A 22,757-nucleotide genomic window follows, 5' to 3' on the forward strand; every position below is an offset into this window, starting at 1 on the left:
AAGATGGTTAGACGGCAACTTTGTGGTCGGTCAGGCCAGGGCTGCTGACCCGGTAAATACCGATTTCGCCCAACAGATTGGGCCACAGCTTACTCGCCCAGCCGTGGCGATGCTGTTGATCGACGGCAAGACGGTTGATCACCTTGGCTTCACGCTCACCACACAATGCCTCGAAGTCTTCGAAGGTGCAGAAGTGGATGTTGGGCGTGTTGTACCAGGTGTACGGGAGGAAATCCGAGACCGGCATGCGGCCCTTGGTGGCCAGGTACCAGCGGCAGCGCCAGTGGCCGAAGTTGGGGAAGGTAATGATGCATTGGCGGCCGACGCGCAGCATTTCGTCGAGGATGCGGTCCGGGTAGTGCACCGCTTGCAGGGCCTGGGTCATCACCACGATGTCGAAGCTGTTGCTGGCAAAGTTGCCCAGGCCCTTGTCCAGGTCCTGCTCGATCACGTTGATGCCCTTGGCCACGCACTGGGCGATGTTGTCAGGGTCGTTTTCCAGGCCATAGCCGGTGACTTGCTTGTTGTCGCGCAGCCAGCTCAGCAGTTCGCCATCGCCGCAGCCCAGGTCGAGCACGCGGCTGCCGGCGGGGATCCAGTCTTGGATGATTTCCAGGTCGGCTCTCATGGCGTTCTCACAATACGATTCGATTCATATAGTTGCTGAAAGCCTGCAGATAACGTGGGATCGGAATCAGGAAGGCGTCATGGCCTTGCGGTGCGTCGATCTCCAGGTAGCAGACGTCTTTCTTGGCGGCCATCAGCGCATCCACCAGCTCACGGGAGCGGGCCGGCGAGAAGCGCCAGTCGGTGGTGAACGACATCACGCAGAACTTGGCCGTGGCGCCTTCGAAGGTTTTCGCCAGGTCGTCATCGAAGTTTGCGGCCGGGTCAAAGTAGTCCAGGGCCTTGGTCATCAGCAGGTAGGTGTTGGCGTCGAAACGCCCTGAAAACTCCTCGCCCTGATAACGCAGGTAGCTTTCCACCTGGAACTCGACGCTGTGGAAGTCGTAGTTGAGCTTTTCGCTCTTGAGGCCACGGCCGAATTTTTCGCCCATGGAATCATCGGACAGGTAGGTGATATGCCCGACCATCCGCGCCAGCATCAGGCCACGCTTGGGGATCACGCCGGCTTCCTGGAACGAACCGCCGTGGAACTCGGGGTCGGTGAGGATGGCCTGGCGCGCCACTTCGTTGAAGGCGATGTTCTGCGCCGACAACTTGGGCGCCGAGGCGATAGCCAGGCAATGGCGCACGCGGTCCGGGTAGCTGATGGTCCATTGCAGCGCCTGCATGCCTCCCAGGCTGCCACCAATCACCGCGGCCCACTGGCGGATGCCCAGCAGGTCGGCCAGGCGTGCCTGGCTATGCACCCAGTCTTCCACGGTCAACACCGGAAAGTCCGCGCCGAACGGTTTGCCGGTTTCCGGGTTGAGGCTGCTGGGCCCGGTGGAACCATTGCAGCCGCCGAGGTTGTTCAGGCTGACCACGAAGAATTTGTTGGTGTCGATGGGTTTGCCGGGGCCGATGCAGCTGTCCCACCAGCCGGGCTTGCGCTCGTCCACGCTGTGGAAACCGGCGGCGTGATGGTGGCCGGACAGGGCGTGGCAGATCAGCACGGCGTTGCTCGCCGTGGCGTTCAGTTGGCCGTAGGTTTCGTAGATCAGGTCGTAGGCAGGCAACGAACGGCCGCAGGCCAGGGCCAGCGGTTCGCTGAAGTGCGCCACTTGAGGCACGACCAGTCCAACAGAATCGGGGGGGAAGGCAGCTGGCATCGACCCTGCTCTCGTTTAAATGAGGCGTAAGTCTAAAGAGCGGGGCCCCTAGCGGCAAGCAATGGTCTGTACCAGTACGCAGATACAAAATGTGGGAGGGGGCTTGCTCCCGATAGCGGTGGATCAGTCACTCTTATGTCGACTGACACTCTGCTATCGGGAGCAAGCCCCCTCTCACATTTTTACAGCATATTTCAGATCAGGCCGAACAGCTCTTTTGGCATGAACGCGTAGAAAGCCAGGCGCGGAATCACCCAGCTTTGCAGCAACTGAATCACGATAAACGCAAAGATCGGCGAGATATCCAGGCCACCCAGGTTCGGGATCAGCCGACGGAATGGCGCCAGCACCGGTTCGGTAATCTGCGCCACCAGTTCAGCGCCCGGGCTGCGGCTGCCGGGTGCGACCCACGAGAGAATCACGCTGATGATCATCGACCAGAAAATGATCTTCAGGAACAGCGAGAAAATACCGATCAGGCCCCAAGGCAACAGCAGCAGGGTGAAAGCCTGGTAGCCGTTGAGCATCAGGATCACCACGAACAGCAGGATCTGCAGCAGCAATGCCAGCACCAGCGAGGACATGTCCAGGCCGAACAGGCTTGGGATCACCCGGCGCAATGGCTTGAGCAGCGGTTGGGTGGCCTTGACCACGAACTGGCACAACGGGTTGTAGAAGTTCGCCCGCACCAGTTGCAGGATAAAGCGCATCAGTACGATCAGCAGGTACAAGCTGCCCAAGGTCTGAATGATGAAAATGGCAGCGTCATTGATTCCGAGCATGTTTGATTACCTTGGTAAGGGACGACTATTTGCCCAGTTGCTCAGCCATCTCGGCCGAACGATGTGCCGCGGCACCCAGTGCTTTTTCCACCAGGGCCTCAAAGCCCCCGGCCTGGAACGATTCGATGGCCGCTTGCGTGGTGCCGCCCGGGGACGTCACACGACGGCGCAGCTCGGCGGCATCCACATCGCTGCCGACGGCCATTTTCGCGGCGCCCAGGGCCGTTTGTTCAGCCAACTGCTCGGCGACGTCATGGGGCAGGCCCAGCTTGACGCCTGCGGCGGTCATGGCTTCGATCAACAGGAAGAAGTAGGCCGGGCCGCTGCCGGAGACGGCGGTGACCGCGTCCAACTGCTGTTCCTGCTCCAACCACACGGCGATGCCCACGGCAGACAGCAATTCCTGGGCCTGGTCGCGTTGTTGCGCCGTGACTTCGTGGGTGGCGTACAAGCCGCTGACGCCTTGGCGCAGCAGCGCCGGGGTGTTAGGCATGCAGCGTACGATTGGCTGGGCACCGAGCCAGGCGTTCATACTGGCGCAGGTGATACCGGCGGCAATCGACACCACCAGTTGATGGGGTTGCAAGTTCGGGCGCAGGGTCTCGCACACGGCTTTCATGGCCTGGGGCTTGACCGCCAGCACGATCACATCGACGCCGTGGATGGCCTCGGCGTTATCGGCGAAGGTTTTGATGCCGTGTTCGGCGCTGACGCGCTCGCGTGTCTCGGCGCCGGGGTCGCTGGCGCGGATCTGCTCGGCGTCCAGGCCCTTGGCCCGCAGGCCACCGATCAGGCTGGCCGCCATGTTGCCGGCGCCGATAAAGGCAATACGCGTGTTGCTCATGACAGGTCCTTATTCAGAGGGAAGTCAGCCATTTCATGGCTGGCCGTAGTCGCGGGCGCCAAACAGGGCGGTACCGATCCGCACCCAGGTGGCGCCTTGGGCAATGGCCGACTCAAGGTCATGGCTCATGCCCATGGAAAGTGTGTCCAGCGGCAGGTTCAGGCTGGCTTGCAGGTCGCGCACCCTGGCGAACGCTGCATCCTGTGCGGCCCGATCTTCAGTCGGCTCGGGGATCGCCATCAGGCCACGCAGTTTCAAGCGCGGCAGGGCGCTGATTGCATTCGCCAGGGCCGGCAGGTCGGCAGGCGTACAGCCGGACTTGCTGGCTTCGCCACTGACATTGACCTGAATGCAGATATTGAGCGGCGGCAGGTCGGTCGGGCGTTGTTCGGACAGGCGTTGTGCAATTTTCAGGCGGTCCACGGAATGCACCCAAGCGAAGTTCTCGGCGATGGCGCGAGTCTTGTTCGATTGAATGGGGCCGATGAAGTGCCAACTCAAGGGCAGGTCCGTTAACTCACTCTGTTTGCCCAAGGCTTCCTGCAGGTAGTTCTCGCCAAAGTCGTGCATGCCGGCGGCAAAGGCTTCGCGCACCGCCTGCGAGGGTTTGGTCTTGCTCACAGCCAGCAGGTGGATGCTGCTTGCGTCACGTTGCACGGCGTCGGCTGCGGCGCGGATGCGCTGGCTTACCAGGCCAATGTTGTCTGCTATCGTCGACATTCAAGTTGCGCCCGTGGATATGGAGTCCGCGGCATTCTACTGGAAATGGAAAGCCCTATGGATATCACGCAATTGCTGGCGGTCAGCGTAAGCCGAGGCGCCTCCGACCTGCACCTGTCGGCCGGCCTGGCACCGATGCTGCGCATTGATGGCGAAGTCTGGCCCATGGATTGGCCGGTGCTGAACGCGTCGCAAATGGTCGACCTGGTGTGCCCTTTGCTGAATAAACACCAACAAAAGGATTTCGAAACATCTCTTGAAACGGATTTTGCCTTCGAGTTGCCAGGGGTGGCACGCTTTCGGGTGAACGTGTTCCGCCAGGATCGCGGCGTGGGTGCCGTGTTTCGTACTATCCCGACTGAGGTCCAGAGCCTGGAAGAGCTTGGGTTGGGCGAGGTGTTCCAGGGTATCGCCCAGCTCCCGCGGGGCCTTGTATTGGTTACCGGGCCTACCGGTTCGGGAAAATCCACGACTTTGGCGGCGATGATCGACCACCTCAATCGGCATCGACGCCAGCATATCCTCACGCTGGAAGACCCCATCGAATTTATCCACAGGCCGAAAATAGCCCTGGTCACCCAGCGCCAGGTGCACCGTGACACCCACAGTTTCTCGGTGGCCCTGCGCTCGGCCCTGCGGGAAGACCCGGATGTGATCCTGGTGGGTGAATTGCGCGACCTGGAAACCATCCGCCTGGCGCTGACGGCCGCTGAAACCGGTCACCTGGTGTTTGGCACCCTGCACACCTCGTCGGCTGCAAAGACCGTAGACAGGCTGGTGGACGTCTTTCCAGCAGGAGAAAAGGCCATGGTCCGCTCGATGCTGTCGGAGTCGTTGCAGGCGGTGGTGTCCCAGGTACTGGTGAAGAAGGTCGGCGGCGGTCGCGTGGCTGCCCATGAAATCATGCTGGGCACACCGGCGATTCGCAATCTTGTCCGCGAAGACAAGGTGGCGCAGATAGTCTCTGCGATCCAGACCGGGGGGGCATTGGGGATGAAGACGTTGGATATGAGCTTGAAGGCGTTGGTCGGCGCGGGGTTGGTCAGCCGGGAAGAGGCACGGGAGAAGGCGAGGGTGCCTGCAGACATATGAGGTCTTTCAGGCAATAAAAATCAAATGTGGGAGCGGGCTTGCTCGCGAATGCGGTAGATCAGCCAGCATATTCGTCGGCTGACACACCGTATTCGCGAGCAAGCCCGCTCCCACATTGTTTACTGCATTCCAGCTTTAGATCAGCGTTGCACGATCCGCAGGTTGCTGTTCTGCTCTTTCGGCAACACCCGCTTGGCAATCACGTAGTTCTTGTCCCAGAACGGCTTTTTCAGCGTGTCGATGCTCACCGACTTGCCACGACGTGGTGCGTGGATAAAGCGGTCGTTGCCCAGGTAGATGGCAACGTGGTTGACCTGGCGGCTCTTAAGCTTGAAGAACAACAGGTCGCCCGGTTTCAGGTCTTTGCGGTCAACCTTCAAGCCGTGGCCGCTAGCCATGGCGTTGGAGGTGCGTGGCAAATCCACCGCTTTTACATCGTTAAAGGCATATTTCACCAAGCCACTGCAGTCGAACCCTTTACTTGGGCTGCTGCCGCCCCAACGATAAGGAGTACCCAGCACGTTGACGGCGCGGCTGAGGACGTTGCTGCTTTGCTTGGTATTGACTGCCATCAGGCCTGCAGTCGCTTGACCGTGGGCCTTGCTCAGTTGAGTCGGGCGGTTGACGGTCAGCTTTACCGATTTGGCTGTGCTGGTTGTGCTGTGTACTTTAGGGGTGAAACCATTAACGTTCGGAAGTCGTTGCTCACGATTGGTGGCGTGGGCGGCCAGTGGCATTAATAGGCAGATGGTCAGCCATGTCTTGAAAAATGGTCGCATTAGGCGTGGCTCTTATGGGTTTGCGCGCAACTTTATAACAGCTTTTTGTGTCGTTCTGAGGCCGTTTGTCGACTGAACCTTGGGGTCAAACTTAGGAAAAACGCGACGAATTGCCGCAATTGTCCTACACAAGTCAGGTGGCATAAGGCTTTGAGGGCAGAAAGATACCATTTGCCGTACGTCGGGCGCCTGTAAAAAAGTCACAAAGAAAATGAAAAAATTTATCTATCGAAGCAAAAGAGGTACTCCATGAACACCTATCAACAGGTTGGCCAGCAGCAAGATACCCATAGCAAGGTGATCGGTTACCTGCTGTGGATTTTCGGTTTCACCGGGGCGCATCGCTTTTATTACGGCAAACCCGTGACCGGCACGATCTGGTTTTTCACCTTCGGCTTGCTGGGCATTGGTTGGCTGATCGACTTGTTCCTGATCCCGGCCATGGACCGTGAGGCCGACTTGCGGTTTACCGCCGGGCCCATCGAATACAACGTCGCGTGGATTCTGTTGGCATTCCTGGGTATGTTCGGTGTGCACCGTATGTACCAGGGCAAATGGATCACCGGCCTGATCTACCTGCTGACCGGTGGTTTGTTCCTGCTTGGGGTGCTGTATGACTTCTGGACGCTGAATACGCAGATTTCGATTCGTAACGCCGAGCGCAATGCCGGGCGCTGATCTTTCGGCCATATAGAGAACCAAATGTGGGAGGGGGCTTGCTCCCGATTGCAGTGGGTCAGCTACAGATAAGCTGACTGATCCACCGCTATCGGGAGCAAGCCCCCTCCCACATTTACTATGCCCACTTCAGATCTGTCTTAAGCCTGGTAGCTGATCCGCCCATCCATCAAGGTGTACCGCACCGTCGCCGGCAGGCTGTGGCCGATGAACGGGCAGTTTTCGCCCTTGGACAACCAGTGCTCCCCGGCAACCGTCGAGCTTCCCAGGTCGAACAGCACCAGGTCCGCCGGCGAACCTACCGCCAGCTTGCCCGCTGGCAGGCGCAAGGCCTCGGCCGGGCCGGCGCTCAGGCGCGCCAATAGCGTCGGCAGGTCGAGCAAGCCGTCCTCCACCAACGTCATCGCCAATGGCAGCAACAGCTGCACACTGCTGATACCCGGCTCGGTCGCACCAAACGGCGCCAGCTTGGCGTCTCGCTCGTGAGGCTGGTGATGGCTGGAAATCGCCGACACCACACCCGACTTCACCGCCGCCCGCAAACCGTCGCGGTCGGCCTTGGTGCGCAGGGGCGGCTGCACGTGATACAGACTGGAGAAGTCGATCAAGGCTTCATCCGTCAGGATCAGTTGGTACAGCGCCACGTCGGCCGTCACCGGCAAGCCACGGGCCTGGGCCTGGGCGATCAGGGCCACGCCACGGGCGCTGGTCAGTTGGCTGAAGTGCGCGCGCACACCGCTTTGCTCCACCAGCAGCAGGTCACGGGCCAGGGCCACGGTTTCGGCGGTTTCCGGAATGCCCGGCAGGCCGAGGAAGCTGGCCACCGCGCCTTCATGGGCCAGGCCGCCTTCGGCCAGGTCGCGGTCCTGGGAGTGGAAGATCACCGTCAAGTCGAAGGTGGCCGCGTATTCCAGGGCGCGGCACAGGGTGCGCGTGCTGCGGAAACTCTCCAGACCATTGCCGAAGGCCACGCAACCTGCGTCGCGCAGGGCGATCAGCTCGGCGAGTTGTTCACCATCCAGGCCTTTGCTCAGGGCGCCGATAGGGAATACCTTGCAATTGCCGGCTTCGCGGGCGCGGTCGAGGATCAGTTCGGTCACAGCCGACGTGTCCAGCACCGGTTTGGTATTCGGCGGGCAGCACAGGCTGGTCACGCCACCGGCCGCAGCGGCTTGGGTTTCGCTGTTGATGTTGCCTTTGCGGCTGTAGCCCGGTTCGCGCAGGGCGACGTTCAGGTCCACCAGCCCAGGTGCGGCCACCAGGCCCTTGGCGTCGATGCTCTCGACGGCGCTGAAGCCTGCAGGCGCGGCGCCAATGGCGATAATTTTGCCGGCGTCCAGATGTAGATCGGTAACTTGGTCCAGGCCACTGGCTGGATCGATGACTCGGGCGCCGAGAATGCTGAGCTTCACTGGGCCTGCTCCTGCTCGAATTGACGTTGCGCGGTTTGCCCGCTCATGGCCATGGACAGCACGGCCATGCGCACGGCGATGCCGTAGGTCACTTGGTTCAAGATCACCGACTGCGGGCCGTCGGCCACCGCCGACTCAATTTCCACGCCGCGGTTGATCGGCCCCGGGTGCATCACGATGGCATCCGGTTTGGCCCCGGCCAGGCGGGCGGTGGTCAGGCCGAACAGGCGGTAGAACTCGCCTTCGCTCGGCAACAGGCCACCGGCCATGCGCTCGCGTTGCAGGCGCAGCATGATCACCACGTCCACATCCTTGAGGCCTTCGGTCATGTCGGTATAGACCTTCACGCCGTACTGTTCGATACCGATGGGCAGCAGGGTCTTCGGTGCAATCACGCGAATATCCGGGCAACCCAGGGCCTTCAGGGCCAGCATGTTCGAGCGTGCCACCCGCGAGTGCAGGATGTCGCCGACGATGGCCACCGAGAGGTTTTCAAAGCTGCCCTTGTGCCGACGGATGGTGAGCATATCGAGCATGCCCTGGGTCGGGTGGGCGTGACGGCCGTCGCCGCCGTTGATGATCGCTACGTTCGGGCACACGTGCTCGGCAATGAAGTGCGCGGCGCCGGAGTCGCCGTGGCGTACCACGAACATGTCGGCCGCCATGGCTTCCAGGTTGCGCAGGGTGTCGAGCAGGGTCTCGCCCTTGCTCGCCGACGAGGTGGACACGTTCAGCGTGATCACGTCGGCCGACAGCCGTTGGGCCGCCAGTTCAAAGGTGGTGCGGGTACGGGTGGAGTTCTCGAAGAACACATTGCAAATGGTTTTGCCGCGCAACAGCGGGACCTTCTTCACCGCCCGGCCACCGACTTCGAGGAACGAGTCGGCGGTGTCGAGGATTTCGGTGAGCAGTTCGCGGGGCAAACCGTCGAGGGACAAGAAGTGTTGCAACTGGCCCTGAGCATTGAGCTGCAGCGGGCGCTTGGCATCTAGAGGCGTCATCGCGGGGACTCTGTACAAGGCGGTTTAAAGGGCAAGGTCTTGCAGTTCGAGTTCGAGCGGCGTGGGACCGGACAATTTTACCCGCTGCTGGGCACAAAGCGACAGGGTAGCGCCGACCACGTCCGGGCTGATCGGCAATTCGCCGGCGTCCAGATCCAGCAGGCACACCAGGGTCACGCTGGCCGGGCGGCCGTAGTCGAACAGCTCGTTCAGGGCGGCGCGGATCGTGCGGCCGCTCATCAGCACGTCGTCGATCAACACCAGGTGCTGACCTTCGATCTCGAACGGCAGGGCCGACGGGCGCACTTGCGGGTGCAGGCCGTTCTGGCTGAAGTCGTCGCGGTAGAAGGACACGTCCAGCGTACCCAGGGGCGAATCGCTGCCCATCTCTTCCAACAAGGCCTGGGCCACCCACACACCGCCGGTGCGGATGCCGATAAAACGCGGCTCGCTGATGGCGCGGTGTTCCAGGTGCGCCTTGAGGCGAATCGCCATCTGGCTGATCAGTTCGGCGGGATTGGGCAGGCTCATGGATGCTCCTTCTAGGCCTTGCTCGGTGGGGTAGCGGCAAGGTCCGGGCTCAAACGTAAAAAGACGCGGCAAGCCGCGTCAGTCAGGATTCAAATAAAGCGGCGTTTTCATCCAGCCAACCCTGCAACAGCAAGGCGGCGGCGATGGCGTCCACGGGGTTGTCGCGGTAGCTGCCTTTCTGCCCGCCACGGTCGCGACGCTCACCTTTGGCTTCAAAGGTGGTGAGGCGCTCGTCGTGGGTATAGAACGGCAGGTTGTAACGGCCATTGAGGCGGCGGGCGAACTTTTCGGCGCGCAGGCACATGTCGCTGGGCGTGCCGTCCATATTCAGGGGCAGGCCGACCACCACCGCATCGGGCTTCCACTCTTTGATGAGGGCTTCGACCTGGTTCCAGTCCGGCACGCCGTTCTGGGCCTTGAGGGTGCACAGTTCGCGGGCCTGGCCGGTGATGACCTGGCCGACCGCCACGCCGATCTGTTTGGTGCCGTAGTCGAAACCGAGGATCAGACGCAAAGCCATCAGGCGTGCCCCGCCTGGCTGGTCAACAGGCTGAGGTTGACGCGCAGCTTGGCCGCGGCCGCTTCCAGACGCAGTTCGCTGGCGGTATTGAACAGGATATCGGCATCGAACGGGCAGGTCAGCCAGGCATTACTGGCCAGTTCAGCCTCCAGTTGCCCGGCTTCCCAACCTGCGTAACCGAGGGTGATCACGCTTTGCTCAGGGCCAACGCCGTCGGCGATGGCGAACAGCACGTCCTGGGAGGTGGACAGTGACACGCCTTCAAGGTCTACCGTGGCCTGGAACTTCGGCCCGGTGGGGTGCAGCACAAAGCCGCGATCAGTCTGCACCGGCCCGCCAATGTAGATCGGCACACCCTGGCAACGAGCCGGTGGGTCTATTTCCGGGCGCAATTGCTCGAGGATATCGGCCAGGTTCAGCTCCTGCGGGCGGTTGACCACCAACCCCATGGCACCATTGGCCGTGTGCTCGACGATGTAGGTCAAGGTCTGCGCAAAGTTCGGGTCGGCCATATGGGGCATGGCGATCAGGAATTGGTGCTTGAGGTAGGTCGGGCTGACATTTTTCATGTCCGCTAGTGTGGCGTTGGAGGGGCGAACTGACAAGCTGGAGTTAAGCCTCAATGGCAGTCGGTCGAGGCGCACTCGCCACAGCGTCAGTTGCTGGACAGCCGGTCGCCCTTGGCAAACTTCCAGGTACGGATGATTTCCAGGCGGTCCACGTCGTTCAAGTCGCCGCTGAACGGCGCAAAGGGCGCGGCCAGGCGCACGATGCGCTGGGCGGCCTGGTCCAGCAACGGTTGGCCGGAGGACTCCAGCACCTGCACTTCATACAGCGAACCATCACGGTTGATCGAAACCAGCAAGCGCAAGTTGCCATAAATCTGCTGGCGCCGGGCTTCGTCCGGGTAGTTGAGGTTGCCGATGCGCTCGACCTTCTTGCGCCACTCGTCCTTATACCAGGCACCTTTGTCGCGCATGGTCGAGGCGGCGTTCAGGCGGTAGATACGTGGGCGCTTGGCGTAAAGCTGTTGTTCATGGGCCAGTTCGGCTTCCAGGCTGGAAATTTCATCGGACAGCGTCGAACTGTCGAAGGTAGGTGCGGGTTTCACCGGCTCGGGCTTGGGTTCGGTCTTGGCTTTTTCGCGTTGGGTCGGGGCTTTTTGCGGCTTGGGTGCAACGGTGGTCACGGCGGCCTTGGGTGCAGCCTGCTTGACCTCGGGCTTGGGCGCCGGCGGCGGAGTGACCTTATTGACCTTGTTGTCGTGGAAGGGCGCGACTTCGGTGGTCTTGGGCACCGCTTTCTTGTCGAGGGTGCCGCTGCCTTGCTGGTTGTCCTGGGCGAGAAAGTCGGCCTTTTCGGGCTTCTTTTCGCTCTTGAACGTGGCGAGAGTGATTTCCAGGGTCTTGGTGATCTGCTTGGGCTCCACCAGGGTGAAACCCACACCAAGAAGCAATGCAAGGTGAACCAGCGCGGCGAGAAACAGGGTAAATCCGAGCCGATCAGCCGGGCGCACGCCGCTGTGGGAGAGTTCGGGGGGCAGTTCGGACGGGAGTGTCATGACAAGAAAACCAACATCGCGCTTTTCACAGGTGGCGCATGATAACGCAATGTTGGTGAGTGTCCGGCTGTTCTATGTCACTTGGCTTGTAGCTTGCGTTCAATGGCTGCCATCAGCATTTCGCCGATGTTCGTGCCAAATGCGTTGTCGATCTCGCGAATACAGGTCGGGCTGGTGACGTTGATTTCAGTGAGATGCTCACCAATTACGTCTAATCCGACAAACAGCAGACCTTTTTCCCGCAGGGTCGGGCCGACTTGAGCTGCGATCCAGCGATCCTTGTCCGACAAAGGCCGTGCTTCACCACGACCACCGGCGGCCAGGTTGCCACGGGTCTCGCCCGCTGCCGGGATGCGCGCCAGGCAGTAATCCACCGGCTCGCCGTCGATCATCAGGATGCGCTTGTCGCCGTCCTTGATCGCCGGCAGGTAGGCCTGCCCCATGATCTGCTGAGTGCCCAGGGCGGTCAGGGTCTCGAGGATCACCGAGAGGTTCGGGTCGCCGGCGCGGTGACGGAAGATCGAGGTGCCGCCCATGCCGTCCAGCGGCTTGAGGATCACATCACCATGCTTGGCGGCGAACTCACGCAGCACATCGGCGCGGCGGCTGACCACGGTCGGCGGCGTGCACTGCGGGAACAGGGTGGCGAACAGCTTTTCATTGCAGTCACGCAGGCTCTGCGGCTTGTTGACGATCAGCACGCCGGCGCGTTCAGCCTGCTCCAGCAGATAGGTGGAATACACAAATTCCATGTCGAACGGCGGGTCCTTGCGCATCAGGATCACGTCGAGGTCGCTCAGGGGGCTGTCGATTTCGTCCGAAAGCTCGAACCACTTCTCAGGGTTGGCGAACACCTGCAGCGGGCGCATGCGTGCGCGGGCCTCGCCGTCACCCTGGTAAAGATCGCGCTGCTCCATATAGAACAAAGTCCAGCCGCGGGCCTGGGCGGCCAGGAGCATGGCCAGCGAACTGTCCTTTTTATAGGAAATGCTGGCGATAGGGTCCATGACAATGCCGACGCGAACGCTCATGGGGGATTTCCTCTAGCAAATTAGGGCGCATAAAAGTGGCGTCAGAGTGGCGCTGCGGCTGTTGTGGGTCAAGGAAAAACCACCGGGCGGGTGCCTCGATAGATTGCGCCCGGAGACTGTGCTAAAAAGACTGCCACAACGCAGCAGCCCTTGAATTCCAAGGCTTGCGGCGTTCATCCTGTGCAACATCAGGCTGTACACACCGAAAACCGATTCGCTGTGGCGATGGTAGAGCAGATATGGAACAGCATTCCAACGCCTTGAGGGTGATGGTGATCGACGATTCGAAAACGATCCGCCGCACCGCCGAGACTCTGTTGAAGAACATGGGGTGCGAGGTCATCACGGCTATCGACGGTTTCGATGCCCTGGCGCGGATTGTGGATCATCACCCGCACATTATCTTTGTCGACGTCATGATGCCGCGCCTGGATGGCTACCAGACCTGCGCCCTGGTGAAGAACAACCCGGCGTTCAAGTCGATCCCGGTGATCATGCTGTCCTCCAAGGACGGCCTGTTCGACAAGGCCAAGGGACGTATCGTGGGTGTCGATCAGTTTTTGACCAAGCCTTTCAGCAAGGAAGAACTGCTGGGTGCGATCAAGGCCTATGTGCCTGCCTTCGCTGCAGTAGAACAAGCACACTGACGCCACCCCACAAGGGCCGGCGCCGACCAATGTAGTGGGGAAAACCATGGCACGTGTTCTGATCGTCGACGATTCGCCGACTGAAATGTACAAACTCACCGGCATGCTGGAAAAGCATGGTCACGAAGTTCTCAAGGCCGCCAACGGCGGCGATGGTGTGGCGCTTGCCCGCCAGGAAAAACCTGACGCGGTATTGATGGACATTGTGATGCCCGGCCTCAATGGGTTCCAGGCCACGCGCCAACTGACCAAAGACAAGGAAACCGAGCACATCCCAGTGATCATCATCACCACTAAAGATCAGGAAACCGACAAGGTGTGGGGTACTCGCCAGGGCGCCAAGGACTACCTGACCAAACCGGTGGACGAAGAGACCCTGATTGCCACCCTGAACAAGGTACTGGCCGGCTAAAGGCTCGCGATCATGACCGAGTCGCAAACCGCCTTCGAGCTGCTGCTGGACATCGACCGCCGCTGCCGCCTGCTGGCCGCCGATCTGCCGTCCCAGGAAACCCGCCTGCAACGCTGGAGCGGCATTGCTTTCCGTGTGGGGCCAAACGGGTACGTGGCGCCCATGGGAGAAGTCGCCGAAGTCTTGCATGAGCCGCGTTGCACCCTGATGCCCGGGGTCAAGCCCTGGGTCAAGGGCGTGGCCAACCTGCGCGGGCGCTTGCTGCCAGTCATGGACCTGGGTGGCTTCCTCGGCCTTGGGCTGTCCAAGGCGCGCAAGCAACGGCGCGTATTGGTGGTGGAGTTCAACGACCTGTTTGTCGGGCTGCTGGTGGACGAGGTAGTGGGCATGCAGCATTTCGCATTGGACGCATGGATGGCGAGCACCGCCTCCGGCGCGCCGTTTATCCAGGGCCAGTTCGACGGCGACCAGCAATGGCAAGTCTTCAGCCCCTTCGCCCTGGCCCAGGCCCCTGGCTTCATGGATGTCGCCGCATGAGTACCGTTACCACGCCCAAACCCCAGGCCGCCTCGCGCAGCCGTTCGCAGATCATCGTGCTGTTTATCGCCTTGATCGTGTTCATCATGCTGCTGTTCGCCAACTTTGCTTACCTCAACACCCAGTCCACCTACGATAAACAGTACATCGGCCACGCCGGTGAGTTGCGCGTGCTGTCCCAGCGCATCGCCAAGAACGCTACCGAAGCCGCCGCCGGCAAAGCCGCCGCGTTCAAGCTGCTGGGCGATGCGCGCAACGACTTTGCCCAGCGCTGGGGCTACCTGAAAAAAGGCGACCCGCAAACCGGCCTGCCCGCCGCACCCAGCGCGGTGCGCGCCGAAATGCGTGCGGTGCAGACCGACTGGGAAGCGCTGCTGAAAAACACCGACGCGATCCTCGCCAGCGAGCAGACCGTATTGTCCCTGCACCAAGTGGCCGCGACCCTGGCCGAAACCGTGCCGCAATTGCAGCTGGAATCGGAAAAGGTCGTCGACATCCTGCTGCAACGTGGCGCCCCGGCCAGCCAGGTAGCTTTGGCCCAGCGGCAGTCGCTGCTGGCCGAACGTATCCTGGGGGCGGTCAACACCGTGCTTGCCGGGGATGAAACCGCGGTGCAGGCCGCCGATGCTTTTGGTCGCGACGCTAACCGTTTTGGTGTGGTGCTCAACGGCATGCTCAACGGCAACCCGGGGCTGCGCATCACCCAGGTCGAAGACCATGACGCGCGGGCGCGGTTGGCGGAAATTGCCGAGCTGTTCGAGTTTGTCTCCGGCTCCGTGGATGAAATCCTCGAGACCTCGCCGCAGTTGTTCCAGGTGCGGGCCTCGGCGAGCCATATTTTCAATCTGTCACAAACCCTGCTCGATGAAGCCTCGCACCTGGCCACCGGTTTTGAAAACCTCGCCAGCGGGCGCAGCTTCGATACCATCGGCGGGTATGTGCTGGGCCTGCTGGCGCTGGCCTCGATCATCCTGATCGGTCTGGTCATGGTGCGTGAGACCAACCGCCAACTGTATGAAACTGCCGAGAAGAACGAGCGCAACCAGAACGCAATCATGCGCCTGCTGGATGAAATCGAAGACCTGGCCGATGGCGACCTCACTGTCACGGCCTCGGTCACCGAAGATTTCACCGGCACCATCGCAGACTCCATTAACTATTCCGTGGACCAGCTGCGCGATCTGGTCGCCACCATCAACCTCACCGCCGGGCAAGTCGCTGGTGCGGTGCAGGACACCCAGGCCACCGCCATGCACCTGGCCCAGGCGTCGGAGCATCAAGCCCAGCAGATCGCCGAAGCGTCCACGGCGATCAACCAGATGGCCCAATCTATCGACCAGGTTTCGGCCAACGCTGCAGAGTCCTCGGCGGTGGCGGAGCGCTCGGTGGAGATCGCCAACAAGGGCAACGAAGTGGTGCACAACACCATCCACGGCATGGACAACATTCGCGAGCAGATCCAGGACACTGCCAAGCGCATCAAGCGCCTGGGCGAGTCGTCCCAGGAGATTGGCGACATCGTCAGCCTGATCGACGACATTGCCGACCAGACCAACATCCTCGCCCTTAACGCGGCGATCCAGGCGAGCATGGCCGGAGATGCCGGGCGCGGTTTTGCAGTGGTGGCCGATGAAGTGCAACGGCTGGCCGAGCGCTCGTCGGCGGCCACCCGGCAGATCGAAACCCTGGTACGGGCGATCCAGGCCGACACCAATGAAGCGGTGATTTCCATGGAGCAGACCACCACCGAAGTAGTGCGTGGCGCACGCCTGGCTCAGGACGCGGGCGTGGCGCTGGAAGAGATCGAAGGTGTGTCGAAAACCCTGGCGGCGCTGATCCAGAGTATCTCCAACGCGGCGCAGCAACAGACGTCGTCGGCGGGGCAGATCTCCCTGACCATGAATGTCATCCAGCAGATCACCACGCAGACGTCGTCGGGCTCCACTGCAACAGCCGAAAGCATTGGTAACCTGGCGAAGATGGCCAGTCAGTTGCGCAGGTCGGTGTCGGGTTTCACCCTGCCTCCAGCCAAGCAGGTGGACGATTGAAATGCGATCAAAATGTGGGAGGGAGCAAGCCCCCTCCCACATTGGATCTCCTCTTGATTTGAGATCTGAGCAACACACGCAACCCATGAATTCTAAGCGGAGCAGTTATGGTTGATCGGCACGACTACGTGGCCCTCGAATGGGTCAAGGACGACATTGCCGAAACCCTGAAACAGGCTCGTTCGGCGCTGGACGCATACGTTGAAACCGGCGATGCCCTCGACGAGTGCCTGGCGGGTATCCACCAGGTGCATGGCGCGCTGCAAATGGTCGAGTTCTACGGCGCGGCGCTGCTGGCCGAGGAGATCGAAGAGCTGGCCCTGGCCCTCCAGGCCGGTCGTGTCAGCCAGCGCGATGAGAGCATCCGCCTGCTGCAACAGGCCCTTGGCCAATTGCCGCTGTACCTCGACCGCGTGCACAGCGCCCGCCGCGACTTGCCGCTGGTGGTGCTGCCGCTGCTCAACGACCTGCGTAGCGCCCGGGGTGAAAGCCTGCTGTCGGAAACCAGCCTGTTCAGCCCGCAACTGCTGTCGATTGCACCGCTGCCTGACGAAGCCCTCGCCCAACGGGCAACGCCTGGTTTGCATGAGCAGTTGCATCAATGGCACCAGTTGCTGCAACAAGCCCTCGCCGGATTGCTGCGTGAGGACCACGGCCCGAGCAACCTGGAAGACATGGCGCGGGTGTTCGCACGCCTCGAAGCGCTGTGCCAGGGTGCGCCTTTGTTGCCGCTGTGGCAGGTCACCTCGGCCTTGGTCGAAGGCATGCTCACCGGCGTGATTGCCAACAGCCCGGCGCTGCGCAGCCTGCTCAAGGCCAGTGACAAGCAGCTCAAGCGCCTGCTGGTCCAGGGCATCGGTGGTATCAACCAGCCAGCGCCGGATGAGTTGCTCAAGAGCCTGTTGTTCTACGTTGCTAAAGTCACCCGACCGACGCCGCGCATGCAAAGCCTGAAAGAACGCTACGGCCTGGATGAAGCCTTGCCCGACAGCGCCGTGGTCGATGCCGAGCGTGCGCGGTTGGCGGGGCCGGATCGTAATGCCATGGGCTCGGTGCTCGGTGCCTTGTGTGAGGAGCTGGTGCGGGTCAAGGAGCGCCTCGATCTGTTCGTACGCAGTGACCGTCAACACACCAACGACCTCGATGCATTGCTGGCGCCGCTGCGGCAAATCGCCGATACCCTTGCCGTACTGGGTTTCGGCCAACCGCGCAAAGTGATCATCGACCAACTCGCCGTGGTGCTGAGCCTGGTCCAGGGGCAGCGCGAACCCAGTGACGCGGTGTTGATGGATGTGGCCGGTGCGTTGCTCTATGTCGAAGCGACGTTGGCCGGGATGATCGGCACCGTCGAGCCGCAAAGTCGCGAAGAGAGTCGCCTGCCGACCACCGACCTGACGCAGATTCATCAACTGGTGATTCGTGAGTCCTGCCAGTGCTTGAAGCAGGCCAAAGAACTGGTGATCGACTGCATCGAGGCCCACTGGGACCGCCAGCGCCTGGAGTCGCTGCCGGAGCTGTTGAGCCAAGTGCGCGGCGCCCTGGCGATGATTCCCTTGCCGCGGGCGGCGAGCCTGATGCGTGGTTGCACCGACTATGTCGATGAGCAATTGATGGTCAATGACGCAGCGCCCTCCGAGGCGCAGTTGGCGCATTTCGCCGATGTGATCAGCAGCCTGGAGTACTACCTCGAACGCATGCTCCAAGATCCTGACGCGCCAGGAGAAAAAGTGCTGGAGCTGGCCACCCAGAGCTTGAGCGCACTGGGCTACCTGCCGGCGGAAAAACCCTGGCGCCAGGCCCTGGCTGTGCCCGATGGCGCGCTGTCCACCGAGACCGCACCGAGCCAGTCCCAATTCGATGCACTGGCCAGCCCCACCTCACGTCTCAACCCTCCGGCCTTGCAGCGTCCGGGCAGCCTCTTGCCGCCGCCAGCCGATGAAGCGCCGATTGACGATGAGCTGCGCGAAGTCTTCCTCGAGGAAACCGATGAAGTCCTCGGCGTACTGCATCGCTACCTGCCCAACAGTGCGGACAAAATCGCCCAGGGCGAAATGCGCCGCGCCTTCCACACCCTCAAGGGCAGTGGTCGCATGGTGCGCGCGCTGGTGGTGGCCGAGCTGGCCTGGGCCGTGGAAAACCTGCTCAACCGCGTGCTGGAACGCAGCGTGACCCTTGGCCCTGAGGTGCAACATGTGCTCGATGAGGCCGTTGCCCTGCTGCCAGAATTGATCGCCGATTTTGCCATCGACGACCAACGCCAGCGCGATGACGTCGACGCCCTGGCCGCCCGTGCCCATGCCTTGGCCAGCGGTACACACGCGTCGGTTGCCGAACCCCATGACCCGATGTTGCTGGAGATTTTCCGTAACGAAGCCCAGAGCCACCTGGACAGCCTCGACCACTTCCTGCAATTGGCCGCCGAGCATGTGCCGCTGCAGGTCACGGATGAACTGCAACGCGCCCTGCACACGCTCAAGGGCAGTGCGTATATGGCCGGCGTGTTGCCCATTGCCGAACTGGCCCGCCCGCTTGATCACCTGACCCGTGAATACAAGGCCCACCGCCTGCCGCTGGACCTGGACGAAGTGGAGTTGCTGCTCGAAGCCCAAGGGCTGTTCCAGCGCGGGTTGCGTGACCTGGGCAGCGATCCACTGGTGCCGATCAAAGACGCAGCCGACCTGATCAGCCGTACCCAAAGCCTGCTGGATAAGCAGCTTGCAGCACTGCTCGACGCTCCCAGTACCGGCCTGCGCATCAAGCGTGATCCACACCTGATCACCAATTTCCTGGCCCAGGGCATGGACATCCTGCTCGACGCTGAAAGCCTGCTGCGCCGTTGGCAGCAACACCCTGGCGAGCGTCAGGAACTCACGGCGTTGCTGGATGAACTGACCACCTTGGGCGAGGGTGCACACATCGCCGACCTGCACCCCATCGATGCGCTGTGCGAGGCCTTGCTCGACTTGTATGGCGCGGTGGAAGAAAGCAGCCTGGCGGTCAGCGAACGGTTTTTCCATGAGGCCGAACAGGCCCATGAAGCGCTGATCAATATGCTCGACCAGCTGGCCGCCGGCCAGGAAATCAGCCCCGCGCCGGCACGCGTGCAGGCCCTGCGCGAGTTGTTGGATGACGCACTGGACCCATCCGCTACCGGCCTGATCAAAAGCGACGGCAGTCGCGCCCAGAGTATCTCTGAGTTGGGCGCCGCCACTGCGCAGTTGGATCAGCAAACGGCAATGGAAGACGAGATTGTCGAGATCTTCCTTGAGGAAGCCGTGGATATCCTCGACAGCGCCGGGCAGTCCCTCAAGCGCTGGCTGTTGGAGCCCGACAGCGCGGCGCCGTTGTCTTCGTTGCAACGGGACCTGCACACCCTCAAGGGCGGTGCGCGCATGGCCGAAATCGACCCGGTGGGCGACTTGGCCCATGAGCTGGAATGCCTGTATGAAGGCCTGGTGGACCGCCGCTATAGCTATTCCACCGAGCTGTCCCAGGTACTGATGGCCAGCCATGAACGATTGGCCTTGCAACTCGAAGAGCTGCAACACCAGCAACCCTTGAGCGGTGCTGCCGATCTGGTCGCCAAGCTGCGTGAGCTGCGCCAGAGCAACACACCCGCAGCTCCGGTTGCTGTGGATCCGGCCTCGGGTGCCGACCCTGAATTGCTGGATATCTTTCTCGAAGAAGCCGCCGATATCCTCGACAGCTCAGGCAGCGCGCTGCTGCGTTGGCAAGCCGAGCCGGGCAATCGCCAGGAAGTGGAAACCCTGCTGCGTGACCTGCACACCCTCAAGGGTGGGGCGCGCATGGTCGAGATCGGGCCAATTGGCGATTTGGCCCATGAGCTGGAATTTCTTTACGAGGGGCTGTCTGCTGGTTTGCTCGCGCCGACCCAGGAGCTGTTTGCGTTGCTGCAAGGTTGCCATGACCGTTTGGCGCAGATGATCGACGCCGTAGCGGATGGATTGCCCGTTGGCTCGGTGGACAAACTGATCGAACGCATCAAGAGCCTGGTGCACCCCAGTGATGAGCCGGTCATGCCGGTGGCGTTGCCGGCGGGTAAGGCCGAAGCAGTGATCGACCCCGCCGCCGACATGGTGAAAATCTCTGCCGACTTGCTCGACGACCTGGTCAACCTGGCCGGCGAAACCTCGATCTTCCGTGGCCGTATCGAGCAGCAGGTCAACGATGCACGCATCGCATTGAATGAGGTGCAAACCACCATCGAGCGTATGCGCGACCAACTGCGCCGGCTCGACAGCGAAACCCAGGGCCGCCTCCTCAGCCGCCAGCAGGCCGACGCCGAGCGCCTGGGCTACGAAGAGTTCGACCCGCTGGAAATGGACCGCCATTCGCAACTGCAACAGTTGGCCCGTGCGCTATCTGAATCGGCCTCCGACCTGCTCGACCTCAAGGACACCCTTGAGCGCCGCAACCAGGATGCCCATGACCTTTTGCAGCAACAGGCGCGCATCAACACCGAGTTGCAGGAGGGCCTGATGCGCACGCGCATGGTGCCTTTCGAGCGCGTGCTGCCACGCCTCAAGCGCATCGTGCGGCAAGTGGCGCAGGAGTTGGGCAAGGATGTGGAGTTCATCGTCGGCAACGCCGAAGGCGAGATGGACCGCAACGTGCTGGAACGCATGGCGCCGCCCCTGGAGCATATGCTGCGCAACGCCGTCGACCACGGCCTGGAGTCTCGCGAAGTGCGGTTGCAGGCAGGCAAGCCGGAGAGGGGCCGCATCACTCTGGACCTGACCCACGAAGGCGGCGATATCGTTTTCGACATGCGCGACGACGGCGCCGGTGTGCCCCTTGAAGCGGTGCGGCGCAAGGCGATCAAGCGCGGCCTGCTCGCCCCCAATCAAGAGATCAGCGACCGTGACGTGTTGCAGTTCATCCTGCAGCCAGGCTTCTCCACCGCAGAAAAGATCACCCAGATTTCCGGGCGTGGCGTGGGCATGGACGTGGTGCATGAAGAAGTGCGCCAGCTCGGTGGCTCGATGGTGATCGATTCGACCCCGGGCGTGGGTGTGCACTTTCGCATTCGCCTGCCGTTTACCGTATCGGTCAATCGTGCGCTGATGGTGCAATGCGCGGACGACCAATACGCGATCCCGCTCAACACCATCGAAGGCTTGGTGCGCGTATTACCCCACGAACTGGCGGGGCACTATCAGCAAGACCCGCCGCATTATGAATACGCCGGCCAGCGCTACGAGTTGTTCTACCTGGGCGACCTGCTGCACACCGCCAGCCGCCCGAAACTGCTGGGCCAGTACCAGCCCGTGCCAGTGCTGCTGGTGCACTGCAATGAACGCCGCGTGGCGGTGCACGTGGATGCCATGGCCGGTACCCGCGAGATTGTGGTCAAGGGCCTGGGGCCGCAGTTCTCCGGGGTGCAGGGCGTGACCGGCGCGACCATCCTGGGCGACGGCCATGTGGTGCTGATCATCGACCTGCTGGCGCATATCCGCACCCGGCAACCGGCCTTGCCGGCCCAGGCGGTGGATGCGCCGCTGATCCTCAACGATCCACTGAAAAAACGCCCACTGCTGGTGCTGGTGGTGGACGACTCGGTCACCGTACGCAAAGTCACCAGCCGCCTGCTGGAGCGCAACGGCATGAACGTGCTCACCGCCAAGGACGGCATCGACGCCCTCGCCATCCTGGAAGAACACACCCCGGACCTGATGCTGCTCGACATCGAAATGCCGCGCATGGACGGCTTCGAAGTGGCCATTCAGATACGCAACGACCCACGCCTGATGCGCTTGCCGATCATTATGATCACCTCACGCACCGGCCAGAAACACCGCGACCGCGCCATGGCCATTGGCGTCAACGACTACCTCGGCAAGCCGTATCAAGAGTCGGTACTGCTGGAAAGCATCGCCTACTGGAGCAAGTCCCATGCTTGACCACCGCACCAGCCAACTCACCGGCCTGCTACTGCCCCTGGCCGACCGCCACCTGGTGCTGCCCAACGTCGCCATCGCCGAACTGATCGACTTCCAGCGCGGCGAACCGGCCAGCGATGCACCGCCGTGGTACCTGCGCCAGGTGACCTGGCGCGATCGGCAGATCCCCTTGATCAGCTTTGAAGCCGTGTGCGGTGAAGCCAGCGTGACCGGCGAACGTTCGCGGATCGTAGTGTTGAATGCCTTGGGTGGAAGGCCGACGTTGAAGTTTATTGCGCTGGTTATCCAAGGCATTCCGCGCTCGTACAAGCTTGATAGCGAATTGAGCTATGTGGATGTGCCGCTGTGCCCGCTGGAGCTGGCGGCGGTGCAGGTGGGGGAACAAGTGGCGAAGGTGCCGGATTTGATGGGCATCGAAGCGCTCTTAGTTGAATCCGGCTTGGCTTGATTGCCCACCTATTCAAAT

The 22,757-nt window shown here is 61.7% G+C and carries 21 protein-coding genes; 8 read left to right on the plus strand and 13 right to left on the minus strand.

What is annotated here, in order from left to right; translation table 11 throughout:
• Positions 1-7 precede the first annotated feature (7 nt).
• The 5 genes from metW to FRT59_RS12835 all read right to left on the minus strand — a co-directional run bounded on the left by metW (position 8) and on the right by FRT59_RS12835 (position 4,121).
• Positions 8-628, minus strand: a complete 621-nt coding sequence (gene metW, locus FRT59_RS12815; RefSeq protein WP_005792273.1) for a methionine biosynthesis protein MetW — start codon at positions 626-628, stop codon at positions 8-10.
• 7 nt (positions 629-635) lie between these two features.
• Positions 636-1,775: a homoserine O-succinyltransferase MetX gene (gene metX, locus FRT59_RS12820; RefSeq protein ID WP_034116240.1), complete on the minus strand. Its 1,140-nt coding sequence runs from the start codon at positions 1,773-1,775 to the stop codon at positions 636-638.
• Between the two features lie 194 nt (positions 1,776-1,969).
• Entirely contained in the window at positions 1,970-2,557 is a 588-nt protein-coding gene (locus FRT59_RS12825; protein WP_034116239.1) for a YggT family protein, read from the minus strand.
• A 25-nt stretch (positions 2,558-2,582) separates the two neighbouring features.
• Positions 2,583-3,401, minus strand: a complete 819-nt coding sequence (gene proC, locus FRT59_RS12830; protein WP_153871371.1) for a pyrroline-5-carboxylate reductase — start codon at positions 3,399-3,401, stop codon at positions 2,583-2,585.
• Positions 3,402-3,434: 33 nt separating this feature from the next.
• Positions 3,435-4,121, minus strand: coding sequence for a YggS family pyridoxal phosphate-dependent enzyme (locus FRT59_RS12835; protein ID WP_153837449.1), 687 nt, complete (start codon positions 4,119-4,121; stop codon positions 3,435-3,437).
• Positions 4,122-4,178: 57 nt separating this feature from the next.
• Here FRT59_RS12835 and FRT59_RS12840 point away from each other — a divergent pair, with 57 nt between their 5' ends.
• Positions 4,179-5,213, plus strand: coding sequence for a type IV pilus twitching motility protein PilT (locus FRT59_RS12840; protein WP_153871372.1), 1,035 nt, complete (start codon positions 4,179-4,181; stop codon positions 5,211-5,213).
• A 140-nt stretch (positions 5,214-5,353) separates the two neighbouring features.
• Here the strand turns inward: FRT59_RS12840 and FRT59_RS12845 are convergent, their stop codons facing one another.
• The gene (locus tag FRT59_RS12845; RefSeq protein ID WP_153871373.1) at positions 5,354-5,992 is read right to left on the minus strand and encodes a C40 family peptidase; all 639 of its coding nucleotides are present in this window, start codon (positions 5,990-5,992) and stop codon (positions 5,354-5,356) included.
• 249 nt (positions 5,993-6,241) lie between these two features.
• Between FRT59_RS12845 and FRT59_RS12850 the strand changes: the two genes are divergently transcribed.
• Positions 6,242-6,670 carry a TM2 domain-containing protein gene (locus tag FRT59_RS12850; protein ID WP_034116234.1) on the plus strand — a complete coding sequence of 143 codons (429 nt, stop codon included), beginning with the start codon at positions 6,242-6,244 and terminating at the stop codon, positions 6,668-6,670.
• 140 nt (positions 6,671-6,810) lie between these two features.
• Here the strand turns inward: FRT59_RS12850 and FRT59_RS12855 are convergent, their stop codons facing one another.
• The 7 genes from FRT59_RS12855 to gshB form a co-directional block, all read right to left on the minus strand.
• Positions 6,811-8,082 carry a dihydroorotase gene (locus FRT59_RS12855; RefSeq protein ID WP_198809669.1) on the minus strand — a complete coding sequence of 424 codons (1,272 nt, stop codon included), beginning with the start codon at positions 8,080-8,082 and terminating at the stop codon, positions 6,811-6,813.
• Positions 8,079-9,083, minus strand: a complete 1,005-nt coding sequence (locus FRT59_RS12860; protein WP_034116232.1) for an aspartate carbamoyltransferase catalytic subunit — start codon at positions 9,081-9,083, stop codon at positions 8,079-8,081. Before FRT59_RS12860 ends, FRT59_RS12855 begins: the two co-directional genes overlap by 4 nt.
• A gap of 24 nt (positions 9,084-9,107) precedes the next feature.
• A complete protein-coding gene (pyrR, locus tag FRT59_RS12865; RefSeq protein ID WP_034116231.1) occupies positions 9,108-9,614 on the minus strand; it encodes a bifunctional pyr operon transcriptional regulator/uracil phosphoribosyltransferase PyrR in 507 nt (168 codons plus the stop codon).
• 82 nt (positions 9,615-9,696) lie between these two features.
• Positions 9,697-10,134, minus strand: coding sequence for a Holliday junction resolvase RuvX (gene ruvX / locus FRT59_RS12870; RefSeq protein WP_153871374.1), 438 nt, complete (start codon positions 10,132-10,134; stop codon positions 9,697-9,699).
• Positions 10,134-10,703 (minus strand): YqgE/AlgH family protein, encoded by a 570-nt coding sequence (locus FRT59_RS12875; RefSeq protein ID WP_017139445.1) that lies wholly within the window; start codon positions 10,701-10,703, stop codon positions 10,134-10,136. The genes ruvX and FRT59_RS12875 overlap by 1 nt, the downstream gene beginning before the upstream one ends.
• An 86-nt stretch (positions 10,704-10,789) precedes the next feature.
• Positions 10,790-11,695, minus strand: coding sequence for an energy transducer TonB (locus FRT59_RS12880; RefSeq protein ID WP_153837453.1), 906 nt, complete (start codon positions 11,693-11,695; stop codon positions 10,790-10,792).
• Positions 11,696-11,772: 77 nt separating this feature from the next.
• A complete protein-coding gene (gene gshB, locus FRT59_RS12885) occupies positions 11,773-12,726 on the minus strand; it encodes a glutathione synthase (RefSeq protein ID WP_034116229.1) in 954 nt (317 codons plus the stop codon).
• Between the two features lie 239 nt (positions 12,727-12,965).
• Between gshB and pilG the strand changes: the two genes are divergently transcribed.
• From pilG to FRT59_RS12915, 6 genes are all read left to right on the plus strand, one after another.
• On the plus strand, positions 12,966-13,373 hold the full coding sequence (gene pilG / locus FRT59_RS12890) for a twitching motility response regulator PilG (RefSeq protein WP_034116228.1): 408 nt from the start codon (positions 12,966-12,968) through the stop codon (positions 13,371-13,373).
• 46 nt (positions 13,374-13,419) lie between these two features.
• On the plus strand, positions 13,420-13,785 hold the full coding sequence (gene pilH, locus FRT59_RS12895) for a twitching motility response regulator PilH (protein WP_034116227.1): 366 nt from the start codon (positions 13,420-13,422) through the stop codon (positions 13,783-13,785).
• 12 nt (positions 13,786-13,797) lie between these two features.
• Complete coding sequence (locus tag FRT59_RS12900) at positions 13,798-14,322, plus strand: chemotaxis protein CheW (RefSeq protein WP_034116226.1); 525 nt, start codon at positions 13,798-13,800, stop codon at positions 14,320-14,322.
• Complete coding sequence (locus tag FRT59_RS12905; protein WP_034116225.1) at positions 14,319-16,370, plus strand: methyl-accepting chemotaxis protein; 2,052 nt, start codon at positions 14,319-14,321, stop codon at positions 16,368-16,370. Before FRT59_RS12900 ends, FRT59_RS12905 begins: the two co-directional genes overlap by 4 nt.
• Positions 16,371-16,477: 107 nt before the next feature.
• Positions 16,478-22,291: an Hpt domain-containing protein gene (locus FRT59_RS12910; RefSeq protein WP_153871375.1), complete on the plus strand. Its 5,814-nt coding sequence runs from the start codon at positions 16,478-16,480 to the stop codon at positions 22,289-22,291.
• Positions 22,284-22,739 (plus strand): chemotaxis protein CheW, encoded by a 456-nt coding sequence (locus FRT59_RS12915; RefSeq protein WP_034116223.1) that lies wholly within the window; start codon positions 22,284-22,286, stop codon positions 22,737-22,739. Before FRT59_RS12910 ends, FRT59_RS12915 begins: the two co-directional genes overlap by 8 nt.
• Positions 22,740-22,757 lie beyond the last annotated feature (18 nt).

The organism is Pseudomonas haemolytica, from assembly GCF_009659625.1.
GTDB lineage: Bacteria > Pseudomonadota > Gammaproteobacteria > Pseudomonadales > Pseudomonadaceae > Aquipseudomonas > Aquipseudomonas haemolytica.